A 19,612-nucleotide genomic window follows, 5' to 3' on the forward strand; every position below is an offset into this window, starting at 1 on the left:
GCGGATGGGCGACGCGGGTGTGCCGGTGGTGGTCGGTCTCGACAACGGCGGAACGAGCAACAACGCCACGGTGCTCACCGCCGACGGCCGGTTCCTCGTCGACGGCCTGCTGGAGATTCCCAGCGCCGTCGGGGCCGGCCCACAGGCGGCGATCGAGGCGCTGGCCCGCGCCCTGGACGGGGCGCTCGCGCACACCGGTGTGCCGAGGGAGCTGGTGCGGGCGGTGGGGTTGGACACTCCGGGGCCGGCCAGCGCGGACGGGGTGATCTCGTCGCGCGGGTCGACGAACTTCGCCCAGCCCGCCTGGCACGGCTTCGACGTGCGTGGGGCGTTGCAGCGGCGGCTCAACCTGCCGGTGGTCTACCTCAACGACGGCAACGCCGCCGCGCTCTACGCCCACCACGTCCACTTCGGGGCGGAGGCGACGGCCCGTTCCTCGGTGTCGGCGATCGTCGGCACCGGGCTGGGAGGCGGGATCGTGGTGGACGGCCGGGTGGTCACCGGCGCGGCCGGGATGGCCGGCGAGTTCGGGCATGTGCACATCCCGTTGGCCGGGCTGCTCGCCCCGGGGCAGCCGGAGCCCCGCTGCGCCTGCGGTTTCGTCGGGGACGCGGAGAGCGTCGCGTCGCTGACCGCGATCCGACGCAACCTGTTGCCGTACTGGCTGACCCGCCATCCGGGCCACCCGCTCGCCGCAGAGCCGGCAGGTCGGGCCGCCACGCTGGTACGGGGGTACGCGGAGCGGGGTGACGAACTGGCCCGGGAGGTCTTCGCCCAGCAGGCGGCGGCACTCGGGCGGCTGTTCACCATCGCCGCGAACTTCACCGACCCGCACGCGTACTTCGTCGGCGGCGGGGTGGTGGAGGCGCAGCCGCAGTTCCGGGACTGGTTCCTCGCCACGGTCCGCGAACACACGGTGCTGCGCGCGGAGCAGGTGGCCGTCGCCACCTTCGCCCTGGTGCCGGAGCGGGACATGGCCGGTGCCCGTGGCGTGGCCATCGCGGCGCTGGAGGCCCTGCGGTCCGGGGCGGTTGCCACGCCGGCCATGCCGACGACGTGACCAGGAGGCCCGCGTCCGGGACCGGGACGCGGACCTCCTGATCGGTTCGGGGTGGCGGGCCGCCAGCGGGTTCGTCGGTGCCGTTCAGCGCCGGGGCAAGGCGGTGGTGAAGGCGGCCCAGGCGTCCGGTGGGAAGAGCAGGACGGGGCCGGTGGGGTCCTTGGAGTCGCGGACGGCGACCAGGTCGGGCACGGTCGCCAGTTCCACGCAGGCGCCCTCGTCTCCGCTGTGGCTGCTCTTGCGCCAGGCGGCCGTGGCCAAGGCTGCGCCGATCGTCGGTGTCATGTCCTACCGTCCCTTCAACATGTGCAGGAGCAGGTTGCGGCTGTCAGTCGGGCTGAGCGCGACGGTCCGCAGGTGTTCCATGATCTTGGTGCAGGTTCGTAGGTCACCCGGCCGGTCGAGGACCATCTGTCCGGCGACGGTCTCCACCGAGGCGATGAGCGGGTCCTCCGGGTCGGCGAACTCGAGGATGTGCAGCGAGCCGCGGGTGCCCCGGTGGTAGCCGGCCGACAGCGGGATGACCTGGACGGTCACGTTGGGCAGTTCGCTCATCTTGAGCAGGTGCTGCAACTGCTGTTCCATCACCGCCCGCTCGCCGACCGGGCGCAGCAGCGCGCCCTCGTCGATGATCGCGTCGAAGATGGGTGGTTCGTCATCGCTGATCCGCTGCTGCCGGTCGAGCCGGAGCTGCACCCGCTGCTCGACCTGGTCGTCGCTGAGGGTGTGTGGCCCGCCGCGCATCACGCCGCGGATGTAGTCGGCGGTCTGGAGCAGGCCCGGTACCACCGAGGGCTCGAAGTTGGCGATGCCGGTCGCTTCGGCCTCCAGGGCGATGAAGTCGATGGTGCGTCTGTCCAGCAGGTGTGAGTACGGCACCCACCAGCCGGGTTTGCGGGTGTCCTTGGCGAGCTGCACCGCGGCGGTGATCTCGTCCGGCCCGACCCCGTAGAGGCTGAGCAGCGCGCGCACGGTGGCGGGGCTGACCAGCGTCTGTGCGTTCTCGTAGCGGGACAGGGTGCTGCGGGTGCTGTTGATCTCGTCGGCGGCGGCCTCCAGCGTGAGGCCGGCCGCCTCCCGGTGGGTGCGCAGGGCGATGCCGAGCCGGCGTGCCCGAGCGGTCTTCGGAGCCATGAGTCGATGGTCGCATATGTCTCTGGGAAAGTGCGCATGAGAGAACGTCGATGAGAGTTGCATTCACGCCTGTCCACCTGTCAATCTGTGTTGGCGTCCTCACCAACGGTTGTCGTGGCGACGGCGATGGTGAGCGACCGGAGGGGATGGGGCGCGTGGCGATCGGGTTTACTCCCCCGTACCTGATCGCCACGTGCCACCGCCGCTCTCCATCGGGGAGGAAACGTCGGATGAGGGTGGGCGGATGGCTGGGCGAGCGGCGATGACCCGGTTCCTCGTGGTGCTCACCGACGTCCGCACGGTCGAGGGGAGGGAGGTTCGCGACGAGCGGACCGCGCCCGAGCGGCGGCGACAGGTGGTCGGTGCCAACAGCCGGGAGGCCGCCGATCGGATCGCCGGCGCCTTCATGGCCCTCGGGATGGTGCGCGCCGGCCGGCAGCGGGTGAAGGTCATCGCCGTCGGGCGGGGGCGGCACGCCACCCCCGACAGCTAGGCCACGCTCCGTGTCGACGCGGATGACCGGTTGCGAAGGATGTTCTCCTCCTGCCGGGTATCGCCATCGGCCCGCCGCCACCCACAGTAAGGTCAACCGGGTGAGCGCCGCTGGCGGCTCCGCAGTCGCGTACCGAGAGGTGACCCAGTGACCACCCCAGGCAAGACCCGCGTGGCGATCGTCTTCGGCGGTCGCAGCCCCGAACACGGCATCTCCTGCGTCAGCGCCGGCAGCGTGCTCGGCGCGCTCGACCCGGACGAGTTCGAGGTGGTGCCGGTGGGCATCACCCGCCAGGGGCAGTGGGTGCTCGCCAACGGCGACCCGAACCGGCTCGCCATCCACGACCGCAGGCTGCCGGAGATCACCGCCGGGTCCGGCGCGGAACTGGTGCTGCGTGCCGACCCCACCGCAGCCGGACTGATGGTGCTCGACCCGGCCGAGGGCCCCCGCGCGCTGGCCGACGTCGACGTGGTCTTCCCCGTGCTGCACGGCGCGTACGGCGAGGACGGCACCATCCAGGGCATGCTGGAGATGGCCGACATCCCCTACGTCGGGGCGAACGTCTTCGCCTCGGCGGCGGCGATGGACAAGGAGTTCACCAAGAAGCTCTGCGCAGTCGAGGGCATCCCGGTCGGCCCGTACGCCGTGCTGCGCAGCGGCACCAACCTCAGCGAGGCCGACAAGGAGCGCCTCGGCCTGCCGGTGTTCGTCAAGCCGTCCCGGGCCGGCTCGTCCTTCGGCATCACCAAGGTCGACGACTGGTCCCAGCTCGACGCCGCCGTCGCGGCGGCCCGTGAGATCGACACCAAGGTGCTGGTCGAGGGCGCGATCGTCGGCCGGGAGGTCGAGTGCGGCGTGCTGGAGGGCGAGGCCGGCGGTGCCCCCGAAGCGTCCGTGCTCGCCGAGGTGCGGGTCGTCTCCGGCCACGACTGGTACGACTTCGAGGCCAAGTACATCGACGACTCCTGCGAGTACGACATCCCCGCCGACCTGCCCGAGCGGGTCACCCGCCGGGTGCAGGAGTACGCCACCCGGGCCTTCACCGCACTGGACTGCTCCGGCCTGGCCCGGGTCGACTTCTTCGTCACACCCGAGCTGGACGTCTACCTCAACGAGATCAACACCATGCCGGGCTTCACGTCGACCTCGATGTTCCCCCGGATGTGGGCGGCCTCCGGGCTGGAGTACCCGAAGCTGGTCAACCGGCTGATCCGAACGGCCCTGCACCGCGACGCCGGCCCCCGCTGACCGGTGTCACCGCCGGGGCTCGACCGGGGACGCGGGCAGCCGCCGGTCAGCGCCGGCAGCCGGACGGCACCTCGCCACCGGACGGGACGGAGGCGACGATCGGGTCGGAGATCGGGGCCACCCACTGCAACGGCTGTTCGTACGCCGCGGGCACGGTGACCGTGACGGCGGTCTCCCGGTCGACGGTGGTCAGCACCATGGCGCCGCCCTCCTGCCGGCCGTACCAGCAGACGCTGTTGACTGCCCAGACGTCGGCGGTGGCGGGGACGGTCGGCTCGGCGCCGCCACAGGCCACGGTCAGCGCCGGGTCGCCGTATGCGGCGTTCTGCTCGGGACCAGCGGTCACCGGGCGCTGCCGCAGGTCGCGTACCGACTCGGGCAGCTGCGACATCAGCGCCCGGCAGACCGTGGCCGGGCGGGCGGCGAGCGCCGGGGCGGCCATTGCGACCGGGGCGCCGGACTGCGCGCGGGCCGTGGTCACGGTGGGGCTGGGCGCGGCGGCCGGGGTGTCGGGCGCGAGCCGGGCGAGGGTGAACCCGGCGACCGCGACGGTCACCGGCACCGCGACCAGGGTGGCGAGCAGCGCCGCCCGCCGGGTCGCCGGATCCCGGCCGGGCCGGTCCTCCGCCGGCTGCTCGCGCTCGACCGACGGGGAGGGGCAGGAGGTCATCCGGTCCACTTACAGCCGCACCACCGAACACGTGAGGGTGCGGGTGATACCCGGCACCATCTGCACCTTGCTGACGATCAACTTACCGAGTTCGTCGACGGTGTTCGCCTCGGTGAGCACCACCACGTCGTACGGCCCGGTGACGGCGTCGACCCGGACCACGCCGGCAAGATCCGCGATCAGGCCGGCCACGTCACGCGCCCGGCCGACCTCGGTCTGGATGAGGATGTACGCCTGTACCACGACTCGACCTCCGTCCGTCGCCGCCAGCGGGCGGCCCGAAGGGTGAAACTACCTTACGGAGCAGGGGAAACCCCTATCGGTGGCCGGTCGGACGCGGTGAGCGAGCATAGGTGAGGGTGGTCCGGACAGGAGTGAGGGGACGGGATGACGGTCGCGGGTGTCGGGGAGTTTGGGCTGATCGAGCGGGTGACGGCCCGGCTGGCGCACGGCGGGCACTGCCTGCTCGGCCCGGGTGACGACGCGGCGGTCGTGGCCGCGCCGGACCAGCGGGTGGTGGCCTCGACCGACGTGCTGGTCGAGGGGCGGCACTTTCGCCGGGACTGGTCCGGCGCGCGTGACGTCGGGCACCGGGCCGCGGCGGCCAACCTCGCCGACATCGCCGCGATGGGGGCGGTCCCCACCGCGCTGCTGGTCGCTCTCTGCATGCCGGCGGACCTGGACACCGCCTGGGCCGAGGGGCTCGCCGACGGGCTCGGGGCGGAGGCGGCCACGGTGGGCGCCGGCGTGGTGGGCGGCGACATGTCCGCCAGTCCGACGCTGACCATCGCGGTCACCGCGCTCGGTGACCTGGGCGGGCGCGACCCGGTGGTCCGCTCCGGGGCCCGGCCGGGGGACGTGCTCGCGCTGGCCGGCCGGATCGGCTGGGCAGCCGCCGGCCTGACCGTGCTGTCCCGCGGATTCCGCACCCCCCGGCTGCTGGTGGAGGCGTACCGGCGGCCGGAGGTGCCGTACCCGGCCGGGCCGCAGGCCGCCCGGCTCGGCGCCACCGCCATGATCGACGTCTCGGACGGGCTGCTGGCGGACCTGGGCCACGTGGCGGCGGCCAGCGGGGTCGGCATCGACGTACGCCGGGACGCCTTCGAGGTGCCCCGGCAGATGCGCGACGCCGCGCAGGCACTCGGGGTCGACCCGTACTCGTGGATCCTCGCCGGGGGCGACGACCACGCGTTGGCCGCGACCTTTCCCCCGGCCGTGGCGTTGCCGGCCCCGTGGCGGCCGATCGGCCGGGTGGTGCCGGGCACGGGGGTCACCGTCGACGGCACCGGGTACGACGGCCCGACCGGCTGGGACCACTTCCGGTAACGGCCGGCCGGGGTCGTACCCTTTACCGGTGAGTCAGCTCGATATCCGTCCCCTGGCCTTCGACTCGCCGGTGGCGCAGTCGCTGATCCGCGCCACGCTGGCCGACCTGGCGCAGCGGTACGGCGGCAACGGCGACGACACGCCGGTGCACGCCGCCGAGTTCGTGCCGCCGCGGGGAGCCTTCCTGGTCGCGTACCTGGACGGTCGGCCGGTGGGCTGCGGCGGCTGGCGCGGCCACGGCGACGACGCCGCGGAGTTGAAGCGGATGTACACCGACCCGGCGGCCCGGGGGCGGGGGGTGGCCCGTGCGGTGCTGGCGGCGGTCGAGGAGTCCGCCCGGTACCACGGCCGCAAGCGGATCGTCCTGGAGTGCGGCGACAAGCAGCCCGAGGCGATCGCCCTGTACACCTCGGCCGGCTACGAGCCGATCCCGAACTTCGGTCTCTACGCCGACGAGCCGGGCTGCCTCTCCTTCGGGCGGGTGCTCTGATCGACCTCCCGTCCGGGCTCCCATTCGCCTGGCCCGCTGGTGGCCGGGGTGGCGGTTGTCGTCACGCGAGCTGCTGGCGGCACCCGGTGCCGAATCGCCACAACGAGTGACGTCGGGCCATGGCTACGGACAGTGGGCCGGAGGTGGAGGTCAGTGCGCCGCGGCACCAGTGGGTGGACGGAGTCACCGACGGGAGCGACAGGCAGAAGCCGCCCGGACGGTTCCGGGCGGCTTCTGCGCTGTATGGGGTGGTCCTGCCAGCGGACGGCGCAAGCGCCGCCCGTGGTCGCGTCAGGCGCGGGTGACCTTGCCGGCCTTGATGCACGAGGTGCAGACCTGCAGCTTCTTGGTGGTGCCGCCACCGGCCGGGGTACGCACCGACTGGATGTTCGGGTTCCAGCGGCGGTTGGTCTTCTTCTTGGACCAGGGCACGTTGTGGCCGAAGCCCGGCCCCTTGCCACAGACGTCGCACACGCTAGCCACGGGATACTCCTGGGATTGATACGTTCATGAGGTCGCCAGCAGGGCGCTGCCCGGGCAACCTGGCCAGGTTACCCGATGACCCCTACCCTCGACCAACCGGCCCGGTCCGCAGGCGACGACGTGACGCCGGTCACCTTCGCCCGGCCGGCACCCGACCCGACGGTGCCGGACCCTCGGACACGCCGGGCAGAGCCGGTCGACCCCGGCGCGTGTCGGTACGCGACAGTAGGCTTCTGGCCGTGCTGGACACCCTCGACGCCGCCGCGGTACGCCGCTGGTGCGCGAACGGGCTCGCCGCGCTCCGGCAGCATCAGGGTGAGATCGACGAGCTGAACGTCTACCCGGTTCCCGACGGCGACACCGGCACCAACATGGTGCTCACCCTCACCTCGGCCCAGCAGGCGCTCGCGATGGACCTGGAAACCCTGCCCGAGGCCGGGCAGACCCCGCACGGGCACGCGCTGCGGCTGATGGCGCGCGGCGCGCTGCTCGGCGCGCGGGGCAACTCCGGGGTGATCCTGTCACAGATCCTGCGTGGCCTCGCCGACGCGCTCGCCGCCACCCCCACGGTCGCCGGCCGGGAGTTGGCCGGCGCGCTGCGGGCCGCCACCGCGACGGCGTACGCGGCCGTCGCCCAGCCGGTGGAGGGCACGCTGCTCAGCGTCGTGGCCGCCGCCGCGACCGCGGCCGAACGGGCCGACAGCGACGACCTGGGCACCGTCGCCCGGGTGGCGGCGGGGGAGGCGGCCCGTGCCTTGGCCCGCACCCCGCAACAGTTGCCCGCGCTGGCCCACGCCGGGGTCGTCGACGCCGGTGGCCGGGGGCTCTGCCTGCTGTTCGACGCGCTGGTCGAGGTGGTCACCGGGGAGAGCCCACCCCGGCCGGTGCCGATGACCCGCACGGTCCGCCCGCCGCTGACGACCGTTCGGGAGACCGGCTCCGAGGAGTACGCGTACGAGGTGCAGTTCCTTCTCGACGCCGATTACACGGCGGTGGCCCGGATGCGGGCCGAACTGGCCGCGCTCGGCGACTCGCTGGTGGTGGTCGGTGACGGCCCGTCGCCCGCGGCATCCACCACCTGGAACGTGCACGTGCACGTCAACGACATCGGCGCGGCGGTCGAGGCGGGGGTGGTGGCCGGCCGGCCGTACCGGATCTCGGTGACCCGGTTCGCCGACCAGGCGGCCCCCGCCGCGCCGGCCGTCGACGGCCGGGCGGCGGTGGTGGTCGCCGCCGGAGCGGGCCTCGCGGAGTTGTTCACCGGCGAGGGGGCCACGGTGGTGCCGGGCAACCCGTCCACCGGCGAGCTGCTGGACGCCGTCCGGGCCACCGCCGCCGCCTGGGTCGTGGTGCTGCCGAACGACCCGAACACGCAGGCCGTGGCGAGCGCCGCCGCGAAGGAGGCACACGCCCTCGGCATCAAGGTCAGCGTGGTGCCGACCCGCTCCCCGGTGCAGGCCCTCGCGGCGCTGGCCGTCCGGAATCCGAAGCGGCGCTTCGAGGACGATGTGATCGCGATGGCCGAGGCGGCCGGCGCCTGCCGGTACGCCGAGGTCTGCCACGCCAGCCGGGAGGCGCTGACCGTCGCCGGCCCGTGCCGCCCCGGCGACGTGCTCGCCCTGGTCGAGGGGGAGGTGCATCTGATCGGCGCCGACCTGGTCGACACCTGCGTCGCCGTGGTCGACCGGATGCTCGGCGGCGGCGGGGAGCTGGTCACCCTGCTCACCGGCGTGGACGCCCCGGACGGCCTGGCCGAGGCCGTCCGCGCCCACGTCGGGCGGCGCTGGCCATTCGTCGAGGTGCAGACGTATCCGGGCGGCCAACCGCACTATCCGCTCCTGGTGGGGGTCGAATGACGAGCGAGCCGTCGACCGTGGACACGCCGCTGAGGAAGCTGGTCGGCGAGCGCACGGCCAAGGCCCTGGCGAGCCACCTCGACCTGCACACCGCCGGCGACCTGGTCTACCACTTCCCGCGCCGCTACGACGAGCGCGGCGAACACACCGACATCCGTTCGCTGGACGTGGGGGAGCAGGTCACGGTGCTGGCCCAGGTGCAGCGCACCACCGTGCGGCCGATGCGCCAACGTCGGGGCAACCTGCTGGAGGTGACCGTCGGCGACGGCTCCGGCGGGCTGCTCACCTGCACCTTCTTCGGCAACCAGGCGTGGCGGGAGCGGGAGCTGCGCCCCGGCCGCTGGGGGCTGTTCGCCGGCAAGGTCACCGAGTTCCGGGGCAAGCGGCAGCTCAACGGCCCGGAGTACGTTCTGCTCGGCGAGGGTGGCGAGGGCGAGGCGGCGGCCAACGAGGAGGTCGAGGAGTTCGCCGGGGCGCTGATCCCGGTCTACCCCGCTGCCGCCGCCGTGCCCACCTGGGTGATCGCCCGCTGCGTGCGGGTGGTGCTGGACACGTTCACCCCGCCCGACGATCCGCTGCCGGCCACCGTGCGGGCCACCCGCAACCTGGTCGGCATCGGAACCGCACTGCGGGAAATCCACCGCCCGTCCAGCAAGGAGGAGCTGTACCGGGCGCGCCGCCGGCTCAAGTGGGACGAGGCGTTCGCGGTGCAGCTCACCCTGGCGCAACGCAAGGTACGGGCGGCGGCCTGGCCGGCGAAGGCCCGGCCACCGAAGCGGGGTGGGCTGCTGGACGCGTTCGACGCCCGGCTGCCGTACGAGTTGACCCCCGGTCAGCGGGACGTGGGCGTGGAGATCGCCGCCGACCTGGCCACCGCCCACCCGATGCACCGGCTACTGCAGGGCGAGGTCGGCAGCGGCAAGACGGTCGTGGCGTTGCGGGCGATGCTCCAGGTGGTCGACGCCGGTGGGCAGGCGGCGCTGCTCGCCCCGACCGAGGTGCTCGCCGCCCAGCACCACCGGGGGATGCTGGAGTTGCTCGGCCCGCTGGCCCAGGCCGGCGAGCTGGGTGCGGCCGAGGACGCCACCCGGGTCGAGCTGGTCACCGGCTCGCTCGGCGCGGCGGCCCGGCGGCGGGCGCTGGCGGAGGTCGCCGCGGGGCGGGCGGGCATCGTGCTCGGCACCCACGCGCTGCTCTACGAGGGGGTGGACTTCGCCGACCTCGGCTTGGTGGTCGTGGACGAGCAGCACCGCTTCGGTGTGGAGCAGCGCGACGCGTTGCGCGCCAAGGCCGACCAGCCGCCGCACGTGCTGGTGATGACGGCCACGCCGATCCCGCGCACGGTCGCGATGACGGTCTACGGCGACCTGGAGACCTCCACCCTCTCCCAGTTGCCGCAGGGGCGTTCGCCGATCGCCTCGCACGTGGTGCCGGCCGCCGAGAAGCCGGCCTTCCTCGACCGGGCCTGGCGCCGGCTGCGCGAGGAGGTCACCGCCGGCCACCAGGCGTACGTGGTCTGCCCGCGCATTGGTGAGGGACCGCAGAGCGACGAGGAGGCGCCCCGCGAGGACGACAGCGGTCGGCGGCCGCCGCTGGCGGTGACCGAGGTGGCGCCGCTGCTCGCCGAGGGGCCGCTGCACGGGCTGCGGATCGGTGTCCTGCACGGGCGGCTGCCCGCCGACGAGAAGGACGCCGTGATGCGCTCGTTCGCCGCCGGTGACCTGGACGTGCTGGTCGCCACCACCGTGGTCGAGGTGGGCGTCAACGTGCCCAACGCCACCGTGATGATCGTGCTGGACGCCGACCGGTTCGGCGTGTCCCAGCTGCACCAGCTGCGGGGCCGGGTCGGCCGGGGTACCGCCCCCGGGCTCTGCCTGCTGGTCACCGAGGCGGCCGAGGGCTCCTCGGCCCGCGACCGCCTGGACGCGGTCGCCTCCACCACCGACGGTTTCAAGCTGGCCGAGCTCGACCTGGAACAGCGCCGCGAGGGTGACGTGCTGGGCGCCACCCAGTCGGGCCGCCGCTCGCACCTGCGGCTGCTGTCGCTGCTGCGCGACACCGACCTGATCCGCGACGCCCGCACCGAGGCGATCGCCCTGGTCGCCGACGATCCGGAGCTGGTCCGGCATCCGGCGCTGGCCGCGTCGGTCGCCGCGCTGGTCGACGAGGAACGAGCGGAGTACCTGGAAAAGGGGTGAGGGAGGACCCGGCGACGGACCGCGAGCAACGCCGAGGGCGCGCCGACCGGGTGGTCGACGCGCCCTCGGTGGTCAGGCAGGTGTCGCTCAGGCGGTGAAGCGGATCCGTCGGCGTCGCGCGACGACGAAGAGCACCACGCCGGCCGCCAGCAGGGCGAGCGCGCCCGCGGCGATGCTGCCGGCTGCCGCGCCGGTCAGTGGCAGGCCGGGCTCCTCCGGCTCGCCGCCGCCGGTGCCGCCGTCCTTGCAGTCCTCCGGCTGCTCCCAGGCCAACGGGCCACCCGAGTCCAGGTCGCCGGTGACGGTGACGGTGAGGCCCTTGCCGGCCTTGAAGCTGACACTGCCGCTGCGACCGGGCTCGACGGTCAGCGTCTTGGCCTCACCCTTGTTGGGGGTGAAGGTCGAGGTCACGGTGGTGCCGTCCTCCGGGTTGCTGACCTGGAAGATCATCTTGTCGCAGGTGGACTCGTAGCTGGCCTCCGGCGTACCGACCTCGGGCTCCTGGCAGTCCTCGGGCTTCTCCCAGTCGCTGGTGAAGTCCTTCATGCCGGGCGCGGTGACGGTGACGGTCTGCGCCTGGGCCGGCGTGAGTTCGAGCTTCTCGATGGCCCGCATCGGCACGGTCAGCTTCCTGGTGAAGCCGTTGCTGCCGGCCACGGTGAACGCGGCCGGCGCGTTGCCGTTGCGGTTGACCAGGGTCAGCTCGACGCCGCCGTCGCAGTCGGCGGAGGCGATCACCTCGGGGGTCGCCACGCAGGTGCCGGAGCCGCCGTTGTACCAGGCATTCGGGCCCTTGGAGCGGGAGCCGATGCCCTTGGGGCTGCCGACCTTGCGGTCGCCGTACCGCTCACTGGTCTCGGTCAGCGGGTCGATGATCCTGCTGCCGAAGACGAAGTCGACCTGGGTGTAGCAGGTGGGCACCTCGACCTGGAACGTGAGGGTGGACACGCCCAGCTCACCCTCGGCCACCCCGGTGAACTTGTTGACCGAGCTGGCCAGCACGTACTGCGGCAGGGCGAACTTGGCCGACGGGGCCACGTACGACACCAGGGCCAGTTCCTGCTCCTCGCCCACGCAGAGCGGGCCGTTGGTGAGGGTGATCGAGGCCTCGCCCTTCGGGCCGTCGAAGGTGTGCGTGTAGCGCGCGTCGTCGGCCTTGACGCAGTTCGGCGCGGAGCCCTTCGACTTGCCGGCGGCGGCGCTGCCGGTCGGGGAGGCCGACGGCGAGGGGGACGGCTTGGTGGCGACCGCCGGTGCGGTGAAGGCGAGCGCCGTGGCCAGGCCGGCCAGCGCGGCGGCGGCCACGACGAGCGGTCGCCGTGGGGAGGGCTGGGGACGGATCACGCGTACTCCCGGGGTGAAAAGCGTCAGGGGCGCGGCGCGTGGGATGGCGGCGGCTGGTCGCGGTCGCGCGCCTGCGCCCCGCGACGGCGCCTCCCCGCGCCACGTGGCCGGCGTACGAGGCCGGCACCCGGCCGACCCTAGTGGGCCGGTCGTCGGCCCGACAGTCCACATGTTTCCCTAAACATCTTGTTATATATCTGAGATCATTGATCAACTGAGTGTGATCATCTGGTGGCCCGGCGGACACCCGCCGTGTCGGCGGCACCGCCGGGATCGTCGCGTAGCGTCAGCGGCATGAGAGGGGACAGACCGTGACCCGGATCGTGGCCGGCACCTTCGGCGGGCGGCGGATCGCCGCCCCGCCCGGTGCCGGTACCCGCCCCACCTCCGACCGGGTGCGGGAGGCGCTGTTCAGTGCCGTGCAGGCCGAGGTGGACCTGGTCGGTGCGCGCTTCGCCGACCTGTACGCCGGCTCCGGCGCGGTGGGCCTGGAGGCGCTCTCCCGGGGTGCCGAGCACGTGCTGCTGGTCGAGTCCGACGCGCGGGCCGCCCGGGTGATCCGGGAGAACGTCGCCGCCCTCCGGGCCGGCTCCGCCGTCCGGCTGGTCACCGGCCGGGTGGCCGGCGTGCTGGCGGCCGGTCCCGGTGACCAGCCGTACGACGTGGTCTTCGCCGACCCGCCGTACGCGACACCGGATGCGGAGGTCACCGAGCTGCTGACCGCGCTGGTGCGGCACGACTGGCTGGCTCCCGACGCCCTGGTGGTGGTGGAGCGCTCCAGCCGGACCGGGCCGGTCGCCTGGGTGCAGGGCATCACCGCCGAGCGCAGTCGGCGCTACGGCGAGACCACCCTTTGGTACGGTCGCCGATCATGAGACGTGCGGTGTGTCCCGGCTCGTTCGACCCGGTCACCAACGGGCACCTCGACATCGTCGGACGGGCCAGCCGGCTCTTCGACGAGGTGATCGTCGGCGTGCTGGTGAACCAGTCGAAAAGCGGCCTGTTCACCGTCGATGAGCGGATCGACATGCTTCGCGAGGTGACCGCCTCGTACGACAACGTCCGGGTCGAATCCTTCCGCGGCCTGCTGGTCGACTTCTGCCGGACGCAGGAGGCCAGCGTGCTGATCAAGGGACTGCGGGCGGTCAGCGACTTCGACTACGAGTTGCAGATGGCGCAGATGAACATCGGCCTGGCCGGGGTGGAGACCCTGTTCATGCCCACCAACCCGCTTTACTCCTTCATCTCCTCGAGTCTGATCAAGGACGTGGCGAAGTGGGGCGGGGACATCTCCGCCCACGTGCCCGACCGGGTCCGGGCCGAACTCGAGGCCCGCATCGGGCCGGAGTCCCGCAGATGAATCCGTCCCCACCGACGCCGGGCGACGCGCGACGCGCCGGACCGGGGTGGATGGGGCGGGGGTGGCCGGCACACGACATCATGTGTGCAGCGGGAAACCGGCCGGAGCCCGCAGCATGTAGGTCGGCCGACGGACGACAGGAGTGAGGTACCGGTGGACCCGCTCGATCGCATCGACGAACTGATCGCCATGGTGGAGCAGGCCCGCTCCGTCCCGATGTCACGGAACAACTGCATGGTCGACCGGGGCGAGATGATCGCGGCCCTGGACGAGTTGCGCGCCGAACTCCCCGCCGACCTGCGCCGGGCCGCCGCTCTCCTGGAGGAGCGGGACAAGATCATGGAGGCCGGCAAGCGCGAGGCCGACCGGATCATCAGCGAGGGTGAGGCGGAACACGCCCGCCTCGTCTCGGTGAACGAGATCACGGTCTCCGCCGAGCACGAGGGTGCCCGGATCATCGCGGAGGCCCGGGCCGAGGCGCAGCGGCTGCGCGAGGAGGTCGACGACTACGTCGACACCGCGCTGGCGAACTTCGAGCAGTTCCTGACCCGGGCGCTGGCCTCGATCGAGCGTGGCCGGGACAAGATGCACGCGCTGCGGGAGATCGGCACCTTCGGTGGGGACGAGGCCGAACGCCCGCTACCCTTCTGAACGACACCTCACCAGCCGACATGCCGGCCAGGGGCGTCGCCCCGGTTCGACGGTGCGGCGGTCGCCCAGGTAACCTTCTTTGTCGGCCTCTCACCGGCCGGAGTCTGACTATGCCCAAACACTCGCCATCGAACCTCGACCCCAGGTCGCCGCTGGTCCTCGACACGAGGGACCTGCCGCGTCGGCCTGGTGCGATGCGTACGGTCAAGCGGGTCGTTCCGGCACCGGCGGACCTCGGCGTGGAGTTGATCGGCGTGCCGGAGGGCGCGGATCTCGACCTCGACCTGAGGTTGGAGTCGGTGTCCGAGGGCGTACTCGTCTCCGGGACCGTCACCGGTCCCATCCGGGGCGAGTGCGGCCGCTGTCTGCGCCAGATCAACGACTCGGTGGCCGTGCCCGTCCAGGAGCTGTACGCGTACGAGAACAGCGCCACGGACGACACGACCGACGAGGACGAGGTGGGCCGGATGCAGGGCGATCTGATCGACCTGGAGCCGGCGCTGCGGGACGCGGTGGTGCTGACGCTGCCGACGAACCCGCTCTGCCGGGAGGACTGCCCAGGCCTGTGCCCCGAGTGCGGGGTGCACTGGGACGATCTGCCGGCCGACCACAGCCACCAGCAGATCGACCCGCGTTGGGCGGGCCTGTCGCAACTGAACCGTACAGAGGAGTAGGAACCGTGGCCGTCCCGAAGCGCAAGATGTCGCGCAGCAACACCCGGTCCCGCCGGGCGAACTGGAAGGCGGCCGTGGTCGCGACCGTGGCCTGCCCGCAGTGCAAGTCGGCGAAGCTGCCGCACGCCGCGTGCTCCGTCTGCGGCACGTACAACGGCCGCCAGGTTCTCGAGGTCTGAGGTCTGGACGCCGAGTGACGCCCCCGACCACGGGTCGGGTGGCGCGCGCACCCTGGCGATCGCCCGGTGCCCCGGCTCCCTCCGGTGCCGGTCGGTCCACCCCGGCCGGCACCGGTGCGGAGCCGGGCACCGCGCGGATCGCCGTTGACCTCCTCGGCGGGGACGACGCCCCCGCCGTCGTGGTTGACGGCGCTCTGCGAGCCGTACGCGCCGATCCGGACCTGCACCTGCTGCTCGTCGGCCCGACCGAGGTCGCGGTCGCGGTGACCGCTGCGCTGACCCCGGCGCAGCGTGCCCGGGTCGCCGTCCGTGCGGCCCGTGCCGTGCCCGGACCGGCGCACCACGCGCCGCGTGCCGACAGCACCGTCCGGGCCGCCGTCGCCGCCGTCCGCGACGGCACCGCCGACGCCCTCGTCTCCGCCGGCTCGACCGGCGCCACCGTCACCGCCGCGGCCCTGGGCCTCGGCCGGTGGGCCGACGTCCGGCAGCCGGCCCTGGTGGCCACGCTGCCCGCCGTCTCCGGCCCGGTGGTGCTGCTCGACGTCGGCGGCTCCCTGGAACCCCGCCCCGCCACCCTGGTCCGGCACGCCCTGCTCGGTGCCGCCTACGCCGCCGTCGCGCACGCCGTCGCCGCCCCCCGGGTGGGACTGCTCTCCGTCGGGACGGAGGCCGGCAAGGGCGACCGCCCGCGGCGGGCCGCCGACCCCCAGCTCGCCGCCGCGCGGCTGCCGTGCGGCGCACGCTACGTCGGCCTGGTCGAGGGGTACGACGTGGCGACCGGCGCCCGCGCCGACGTGGTGGTCACCGACGGGTTCACCGGCAACGTGCTGCTCAAGGCGATCGAGGGCGCGTACATGATGGCGGGTGGTCCGCCGGTCGGCGGCGGCACGCCCCGCGCGGCGGCCCTGCTCGGCGTGGCCGGCACCGTGGTGGTGTGCCACGGCGCCGCCGAGGCCGACGACGTCGCCTCCGGGATCGCCCTCGCCGCGCACCTGTGGCGGCGGGGCACCACCGACCGGGTCCGGGCGCTGCTCGACGGCGCTGCCCAACATCCACCGCCCAGTGACAGCAACGACACCGAGGTAACGGCATGACGAACGACAAGCGGCGGCGTGCTCCCGTCGGTCACCTGGAGGCGGCGTTCGGTGTGACGCTCGACCCCGAACTGTTGGAGCGGGCGCTGACCCACCGCTCGTACGCGTACGAGAACGGCGGCCTGCCCACCAACGAGCGGCTGGAGTTCCTCGGCGACTCGGTGCTCGGCGTGGTGATCACCACCGCCCTCTTCCGCAATCACCCGGACCTGCCCGAGGGGCAGCTCGCCAAACTGCGGGCCAGCGTGGTCAACATGCGCGCCCTGGCCGACGTGGCCCGTGGCCTGGGGCCGGACGGGCTGGGGGCGTACCTGCTGTTGGGCAAGGGTGAGGAGGCCACCGGCGGCCGGAACAAGGCGAGCATCCTCGCCGACACCCTGGAGGCGCTGCTCGGCGCGATCTACCTGCAGTACGGCCTGGACACCGCCGCTCAGGTCGTCCACCGGCTGTTCGACCCGGTGATGGCCGAGTCCGCCGGCCGGGGGGCCGCACTGGACTGGAAGACCAGCCTGCAGGAGCTGACCGCCGCGCTGGGACTGGGCGTCCCCGAGTACCGGATCGAGGGCACCGGCCCGGACCACCTCAAGACCTTCACCGCCTGGGTGGTGGTGGCCGGCAACCGCTACGGCGGGGCCGAGGGGCGCAGCAAGAAGGAGGCCGAGCAGCGGGCCGCCGAGGCGGCCTGGCGGCAGCTGACCGAGCAAGCCGAGAGGGAGCAGGCCGCCCTGGTCGCGGCGGAATCCGAGCCGGCGGAATCCGAGCCGGCCGTGGCGCGATCCGAGCCGGCCGCGGTGGCTGAGCCGGCCCCGGTCGCCGTCGAGCCGCCCGCTGGCCCCGCCGGGGCGGGTCTGGGCCGTGCCTGAGCTGCCCGAGGTCGAGACGGTCCGGCAGGGCCTGGCCCGGTGGGTCACCGGCCGGCGGATCGCCTCGGTGCAGGTGCGCCACCCGCGCGCGATACGCCGGCACGCTCCGGGCGCCACGCACTTCGCCGACGTGCTCGCCGGCCGCACCGTCACCGGCGTACGCCGCCGGGGCAAGTACCTCTGGCTGCCGCTGGACAGCGGCGACGCGATGGTCGGTCACCTCGGCATGTCCGGCCAACTGCTGCTACAGCCGATCGACGCGGCCGACGAGTTGCACCTGCGGGTCCGGTTCCGGTTCGCCGACGACGGCCCCGAGCTGCGTTTCGTCGACCAACGCACGTTCGGCGGGCTGTCGGTCAGCGAGAGCGGCGCGGAGCTGCCCGCGGAGATCGCGCACATCGCCCGGGACCCGATGGACGAGGAGTTCCCCGACGCCGGGTTCGTGACCGCGCTGCGCCGGCGGCGTACCGAGGTGAAGCGGGCGCTGCTCGACCAGACCTTGATTTCCGGGGTGGGCAACATCTACGCCGACGAGGCGCTGTGGCGGGCGAGGCTGCACGGGGCGCGCCCCACCGACGCGGTGACCGCCCCGGCCGCCACCCGCCTGCTCGGCCACGTCCGGGACGTGTTGGGTGAGGCGATCCAGCAGGGCGGCACCAGCTTCGACGCCCTGTACGTCAACGTCAACGGCGAGAGCGGCTACTTCGACCGGTCGCTGAACGTCTACGGCCGGGAGGGTGCGCCCTGCCGCCGCTGCGGCACGCCGATCCGCCGGGAGGCGTTCATGAACCGGTCGTCGTACAGCTGCCCGCGCTGCCAGCCCCGGCCCCGGTCGGCACCGCGCGGGTGAGCTCCGGCCCGTCGCCCGGGCGGGGGTCGCGCCGGCGCGGCGGTCACCGGGGGGCGGCGGGCTGGGCAGACGGCAGGCAGGGGGCCCGCCAGGCGTCCCGGGTGCGGTTCTTGCGGATGGAGGCGAAGCCGTAGCCCAGGGTCTGCACGCAGAAGGTGGCGGGCGAGCCGGTGTACTCCACATGGAAGACCGGTTTGCCGGCCTCCACGAAGGGCAGCAGCCGGGCGCACCGACGCAGGCGTACGCACTCCTCGTCGACCGCGAAGTCGAAGTCGGGGGCCAGCGCCGCCACCTGCGCCAGGTCGTTCAGCAGTCCGGGGGAGAGCTCCAGCGAACGGGCCAGCGCGGCCAGTCGCCGGTTGAACCGGAGTTGGTCGTCGAAGCCCAGGTCGAACCCGGAGTGGTGGGCGTACCCGTCGGCGTCGGCCAGGGCCACCGCGCCGAACCCCTTGCCCCGACAGAGTCGGAACCGGTCGGCCAGCACCGGTCGCAGCACGTCCCACCGCCGGACGTCGAGCCACCGACTGCCGGGCCGGCCGGCGGGGGCGCCGCGGACCACCGCCGGGAAGCGGGTGGCGTCCGGATCGGTGTCGGCGTACGAGCCCACGTGCACCTGGCAGATGAGGCGGCGTTCCCGCCGCCGCAGGTCGGTGGTCTGCGCGGTGGTGGTCCGCACCGGGTCGAGCAGGAAGACGTCCGCCGGCACCGCCGTGTCGAGCGGACCGTCGAGCTGCCACTGCCACTGCCACCGGTGGGCGTACCCGGTGGGCCACGGGGTCGGCGCGCCCGGCGGGCGGGGCACCACACCGCAGGCGGGGGTCAGCAGGGTGAGCGCGACGGCGGTCGGCAGCGCCCGGCGGACGGTGCGCCGCCACGACGCCCGGGCCGGCGTCGCCGGGCGGGCCGATCCGTCGGGCCGTCCTGGCCGCCGGATCCGCATGGGCCGCTCCCGGGTCCCGGTCGACGCCGTGCCGCCCCGCGTCGGTACGCCGGGCGCCTCGTCCGGCGCGCCTCGTCCGGTCAAACGAGCGCGCCCCCGGCCGGGACGCGGTGGGCGTCGGGACCGGGGGCGCAGGCGGTGGACCGCTCAGCGGGGTGCGGCGAAGACCTGGGTCCAGTACGGCCCGTTGCTGTTCGCCACGCCGACGCCGATCTCGGTGAAGGCGCAGTTGAGAATGTTCGCCCGGTGCCCGGAACTCTTCATCCAGGCGGCCATGACCGCCTCCGGGGTCTGCTGGTTCCAGGCGACGTTCTCGCCGTACGTGCGCCAGCGGTAGCCGACCCGGTCCAGTCGGGTTCCGGGGTTGCTGCCGTCACTGCCGGTGTGCGACATGGTGCGGTGGTCGGCCTGGTCCTGGCTGTGCCGCTGGGCGGCGAGCATGAGCTTGTCGTCGGTGGCCAGCTTCCCGCAGCCGGCCTTGGCCCGCTCGGCGTTGACCAGGTCGACCACCTGCTGCACCTGGCTGTTGGCGCCGGCGGCCACCGTGTTCGTGCTGTCGTCGCCGGTGGCGGCCCGCGCGCTGCCGGCGCGTGCGCCGCTCTGCTGGGACGCGGCGGCGGCCCGCGTCGCCGCGGGCGACGTGGTCGCCTTCGGCGGCGACGGCTTCGGGCTGGCGCTGGTGGGGGCGGTGGTCGGCGA

23 protein-coding genes are annotated in these 19,612 nt (G+C 73.5%); 15 read left to right on the forward strand and 8 right to left on the reverse strand.

Annotated elements, in window-relative coordinates; translation table 11 throughout:
* Nucleotides 1-4 precede the first annotated feature (4 nt).
* Entirely contained in the window at nucleotides 5-1,060 is a 1,056-nt protein-coding gene (locus tag E1182_RS19425) for an ROK family protein (RefSeq protein ID WP_132267339.1), read from the forward strand.
* Between the two features lie 84 nt (nucleotides 1,061-1,144).
* On the opposite strand, the gene E1182_RS19435 is transcribed toward E1182_RS19425, so the two are convergent.
* Both E1182_RS19435 and E1182_RS19440 read right to left on the reverse strand, forming a co-directional pair.
* Complete coding sequence (locus E1182_RS19435; protein ID WP_132267304.1) at nucleotides 1,145-1,345, reverse strand: DUF397 domain-containing protein; 201 nt, start codon at nucleotides 1,343-1,345, stop codon at nucleotides 1,145-1,147.
* A gap of 3 nt (nucleotides 1,346-1,348) precedes the next feature.
* Nucleotides 1,349-2,194, reverse strand: a complete 846-nt coding sequence (locus tag E1182_RS19440) for a helix-turn-helix transcriptional regulator (protein ID WP_132267306.1) — start codon at nucleotides 2,192-2,194, stop codon at nucleotides 1,349-1,351.
* A 262-nt stretch (nucleotides 2,195-2,456) separates the two neighbouring features.
* Here E1182_RS19440 and E1182_RS19445 point away from each other — a divergent pair, with 262 nt between their 5' ends.
* Complete coding sequence (locus tag E1182_RS19445; RefSeq protein ID WP_132267341.1) at nucleotides 2,457-2,687, forward strand: hypothetical protein; 231 nt, start codon at nucleotides 2,457-2,459, stop codon at nucleotides 2,685-2,687.
* A gap of 147 nt (nucleotides 2,688-2,834) precedes the next feature.
* Complete coding sequence (locus E1182_RS19450) at nucleotides 2,835-3,935, forward strand: D-alanine--D-alanine ligase family protein (RefSeq protein WP_132267308.1); 1,101 nt, start codon at nucleotides 2,835-2,837, stop codon at nucleotides 3,933-3,935.
* 46 nt (nucleotides 3,936-3,981) lie between these two features.
* Here the strand turns inward: E1182_RS19450 and E1182_RS19455 are convergent, their stop codons facing one another.
* Together E1182_RS19455 and E1182_RS19460 are read right to left on the reverse strand one after the other, a co-directional pair.
* On the reverse strand, nucleotides 3,982-4,605 hold the full coding sequence (locus tag E1182_RS19455; protein WP_132267310.1) for a DUF3515 family protein: 624 nt from the start codon (nucleotides 4,603-4,605) through the stop codon (nucleotides 3,982-3,984).
* 9 nt (nucleotides 4,606-4,614) lie between these two features.
* Nucleotides 4,615-4,848 (reverse strand): Lrp/AsnC ligand binding domain-containing protein, encoded by a 234-nt coding sequence (locus E1182_RS19460; RefSeq protein WP_013284547.1) that lies wholly within the window; start codon nucleotides 4,846-4,848, stop codon nucleotides 4,615-4,617.
* A 144-nt stretch (nucleotides 4,849-4,992) separates the two neighbouring features.
* Here E1182_RS19460 and E1182_RS19465 point away from each other — a divergent pair, with 144 nt between their 5' ends.
* Nucleotides 4,993-5,931 carry a thiamine-phosphate kinase gene (locus E1182_RS19465; protein WP_132267312.1) on the forward strand — a complete coding sequence of 313 codons (939 nt, stop codon included), beginning with the start codon at nucleotides 4,993-4,995 and terminating at the stop codon, nucleotides 5,929-5,931.
* Nucleotides 5,932-5,959: 28 nt separating this feature from the next.
* Nucleotides 5,960-6,421 (forward strand): GNAT family N-acetyltransferase, encoded by a 462-nt coding sequence (locus tag E1182_RS19470; protein WP_132267314.1) that lies wholly within the window; start codon nucleotides 5,960-5,962, stop codon nucleotides 6,419-6,421.
* Between the two features lie 291 nt (nucleotides 6,422-6,712).
* On the opposite strand, the gene rpmB is transcribed toward E1182_RS19470, so the two are convergent.
* Nucleotides 6,713-6,904, reverse strand: a complete 192-nt coding sequence (gene rpmB, locus E1182_RS19475) for a 50S ribosomal protein L28 (protein ID WP_046569512.1) — start codon at nucleotides 6,902-6,904, stop codon at nucleotides 6,713-6,715.
* Between the two features lie 239 nt (nucleotides 6,905-7,143).
* On the opposite strand from rpmB, the gene E1182_RS19480 reads away from it, so the two are divergent.
* Nucleotides 7,144-8,760 (forward strand): DAK2 domain-containing protein, encoded by a 1,617-nt coding sequence (locus tag E1182_RS19480; RefSeq protein ID WP_132267316.1) that lies wholly within the window; start codon nucleotides 7,144-7,146, stop codon nucleotides 8,758-8,760.
* A complete protein-coding gene (recG, locus tag E1182_RS19485; RefSeq protein WP_132267318.1) occupies nucleotides 8,757-10,958 on the forward strand; it encodes an ATP-dependent DNA helicase RecG in 2,202 nt (733 codons plus the stop codon). Before E1182_RS19480 ends, recG begins: the two co-directional genes overlap by 4 nt.
* An 87-nt stretch (nucleotides 10,959-11,045) precedes the next feature.
* Here recG and E1182_RS19490 read toward each other — a convergent pair whose 3' ends face one another.
* Nucleotides 11,046-12,302, reverse strand: coding sequence for a cell wall anchor protein (locus E1182_RS19490; protein ID WP_132267320.1), 1,257 nt, complete (start codon nucleotides 12,300-12,302; stop codon nucleotides 11,046-11,048).
* Nucleotides 12,303-12,613: 311 nt separating this feature from the next.
* Between E1182_RS19490 and rsmD the strand changes: the two genes are divergently transcribed.
* From rsmD to mutM, 8 genes are all read left to right on the forward strand, one after another.
* Nucleotides 12,614-13,177: a 16S rRNA (guanine(966)-N(2))-methyltransferase RsmD gene (gene rsmD, locus E1182_RS19495; protein ID WP_132267322.1), complete on the forward strand. Its 564-nt coding sequence runs from the start codon at nucleotides 12,614-12,616 to the stop codon at nucleotides 13,175-13,177.
* Nucleotides 13,174-13,662, forward strand: coding sequence for a pantetheine-phosphate adenylyltransferase (gene coaD, locus E1182_RS19500; protein ID WP_132267324.1), 489 nt, complete (start codon nucleotides 13,174-13,176; stop codon nucleotides 13,660-13,662). The genes rsmD and coaD overlap by 4 nt, the downstream gene beginning before the upstream one ends.
* Nucleotides 13,663-13,815: 153 nt before the next feature.
* Entirely contained in the window at nucleotides 13,816-14,313 is a 498-nt protein-coding gene (locus E1182_RS19505; protein ID WP_111246403.1) for a hypothetical protein, read from the forward strand.
* 110 nt (nucleotides 14,314-14,423) lie between these two features.
* A complete protein-coding gene (locus tag E1182_RS19510; RefSeq protein ID WP_132267326.1) occupies nucleotides 14,424-14,987 on the forward strand; it encodes a DUF177 domain-containing protein in 564 nt (187 codons plus the stop codon).
* Between the two features lie 5 nt (nucleotides 14,988-14,992).
* Entirely contained in the window at nucleotides 14,993-15,166 is a 174-nt protein-coding gene (rpmF, locus tag E1182_RS19515; RefSeq protein ID WP_088963525.1) for a 50S ribosomal protein L32, read from the forward strand.
* 137 nt (nucleotides 15,167-15,303) lie between these two features.
* Complete coding sequence (locus E1182_RS19520; RefSeq protein ID WP_243706310.1) at nucleotides 15,304-16,260, forward strand: phosphate acyltransferase PlsX; 957 nt, start codon at nucleotides 15,304-15,306, stop codon at nucleotides 16,258-16,260.
* A complete protein-coding gene (gene rnc, locus E1182_RS19525) occupies nucleotides 16,257-17,123 on the forward strand; it encodes a ribonuclease III (RefSeq protein WP_132267330.1) in 867 nt (288 codons plus the stop codon). Before E1182_RS19520 ends, rnc begins: the two co-directional genes overlap by 4 nt.
* Nucleotides 17,116-17,973: a bifunctional DNA-formamidopyrimidine glycosylase/DNA-(apurinic or apyrimidinic site) lyase gene (mutM, locus tag E1182_RS19530; protein WP_132267332.1), complete on the forward strand. Its 858-nt coding sequence runs from the start codon at nucleotides 17,116-17,118 to the stop codon at nucleotides 17,971-17,973. The genes rnc and mutM overlap by 8 nt, the downstream gene beginning before the upstream one ends.
* A gap of 43 nt (nucleotides 17,974-18,016) precedes the next feature.
* On the opposite strand, the gene E1182_RS19535 is transcribed toward mutM, so the two are convergent.
* On the reverse strand, nucleotides 18,017-18,913 hold the full coding sequence (locus E1182_RS19535; protein ID WP_132267335.1) for an endo alpha-1,4 polygalactosaminidase: 897 nt from the start codon (nucleotides 18,911-18,913) through the stop codon (nucleotides 18,017-18,019).
* A 147-nt stretch (nucleotides 18,914-19,060) separates the two neighbouring features.
* The coding region (locus tag E1182_RS19540) for a CAP domain-containing protein (protein WP_132267337.1) at nucleotides 19,061-19,612 on the reverse strand (552 nt) is incomplete at its 5' end.

This window comes from Micromonospora sp. KC721 (assembly GCF_004348355.1).
Lineage (GTDB): Bacteria > Actinomycetota > Actinomycetes > Mycobacteriales > Micromonosporaceae > Micromonospora.

Bases quoted from the DNA above. Each gene is read 5' to 3' on its own strand.
- E1182_RS19425 (WP_132267339.1), top strand. From the start codon at position 5: ATGGGCGACGCGGGTGTGCCGGTGGTGGTCGGTCTCGACAACGGCGGA.
- E1182_RS19435 (WP_132267304.1), bottom strand. From the start codon at position 1,345: ATGACACCGACGATCGGCGCAGCCTTGGCCACGGCCGCCTGGCGCAAG.
- E1182_RS19440 (WP_132267306.1), bottom strand. From the start codon at position 2,194: ATGGCTCCGAAGACCGCTCGGGCACGCCGGCTCGGCATCGCCCTGCGC.
- E1182_RS19445 (WP_132267341.1), top strand. From the start codon at position 2,457: ATGACCCGGTTCCTCGTGGTGCTCACCGACGTCCGCACGGTCGAGGGG.
- E1182_RS19455 (WP_132267310.1), bottom strand. From the start codon at position 4,605: ATGACCTCCTGCCCCTCCCCGTCGGTCGAGCGCGAGCAGCCGGCGGAG.
- E1182_RS19465 (WP_132267312.1), top strand. From the start codon at position 4,993: ATGACGGTCGCGGGTGTCGGGGAGTTTGGGCTGATCGAGCGGGTGACG.
- recG (WP_132267318.1), top strand. From the start codon at position 8,757: ATGACGAGCGAGCCGTCGACCGTGGACACGCCGCTGAGGAAGCTGGTC.
- coaD (WP_132267324.1), top strand. From the start codon at position 13,174: ATGAGACGTGCGGTGTGTCCCGGCTCGTTCGACCCGGTCACCAACGGG.
- E1182_RS19510 (WP_132267326.1), top strand. From the start codon at position 14,424: ATGCCCAAACACTCGCCATCGAACCTCGACCCCAGGTCGCCGCTGGTC.
- rnc (WP_132267330.1), top strand. From the start codon at position 16,257: ATGACGAACGACAAGCGGCGGCGTGCTCCCGTCGGTCACCTGGAGGCG.
- E1182_RS19535 (WP_132267335.1), bottom strand. From the start codon at position 18,913: ATGCGGATCCGGCGGCCAGGACGGCCCGACGGATCGGCCCGCCCGGCG.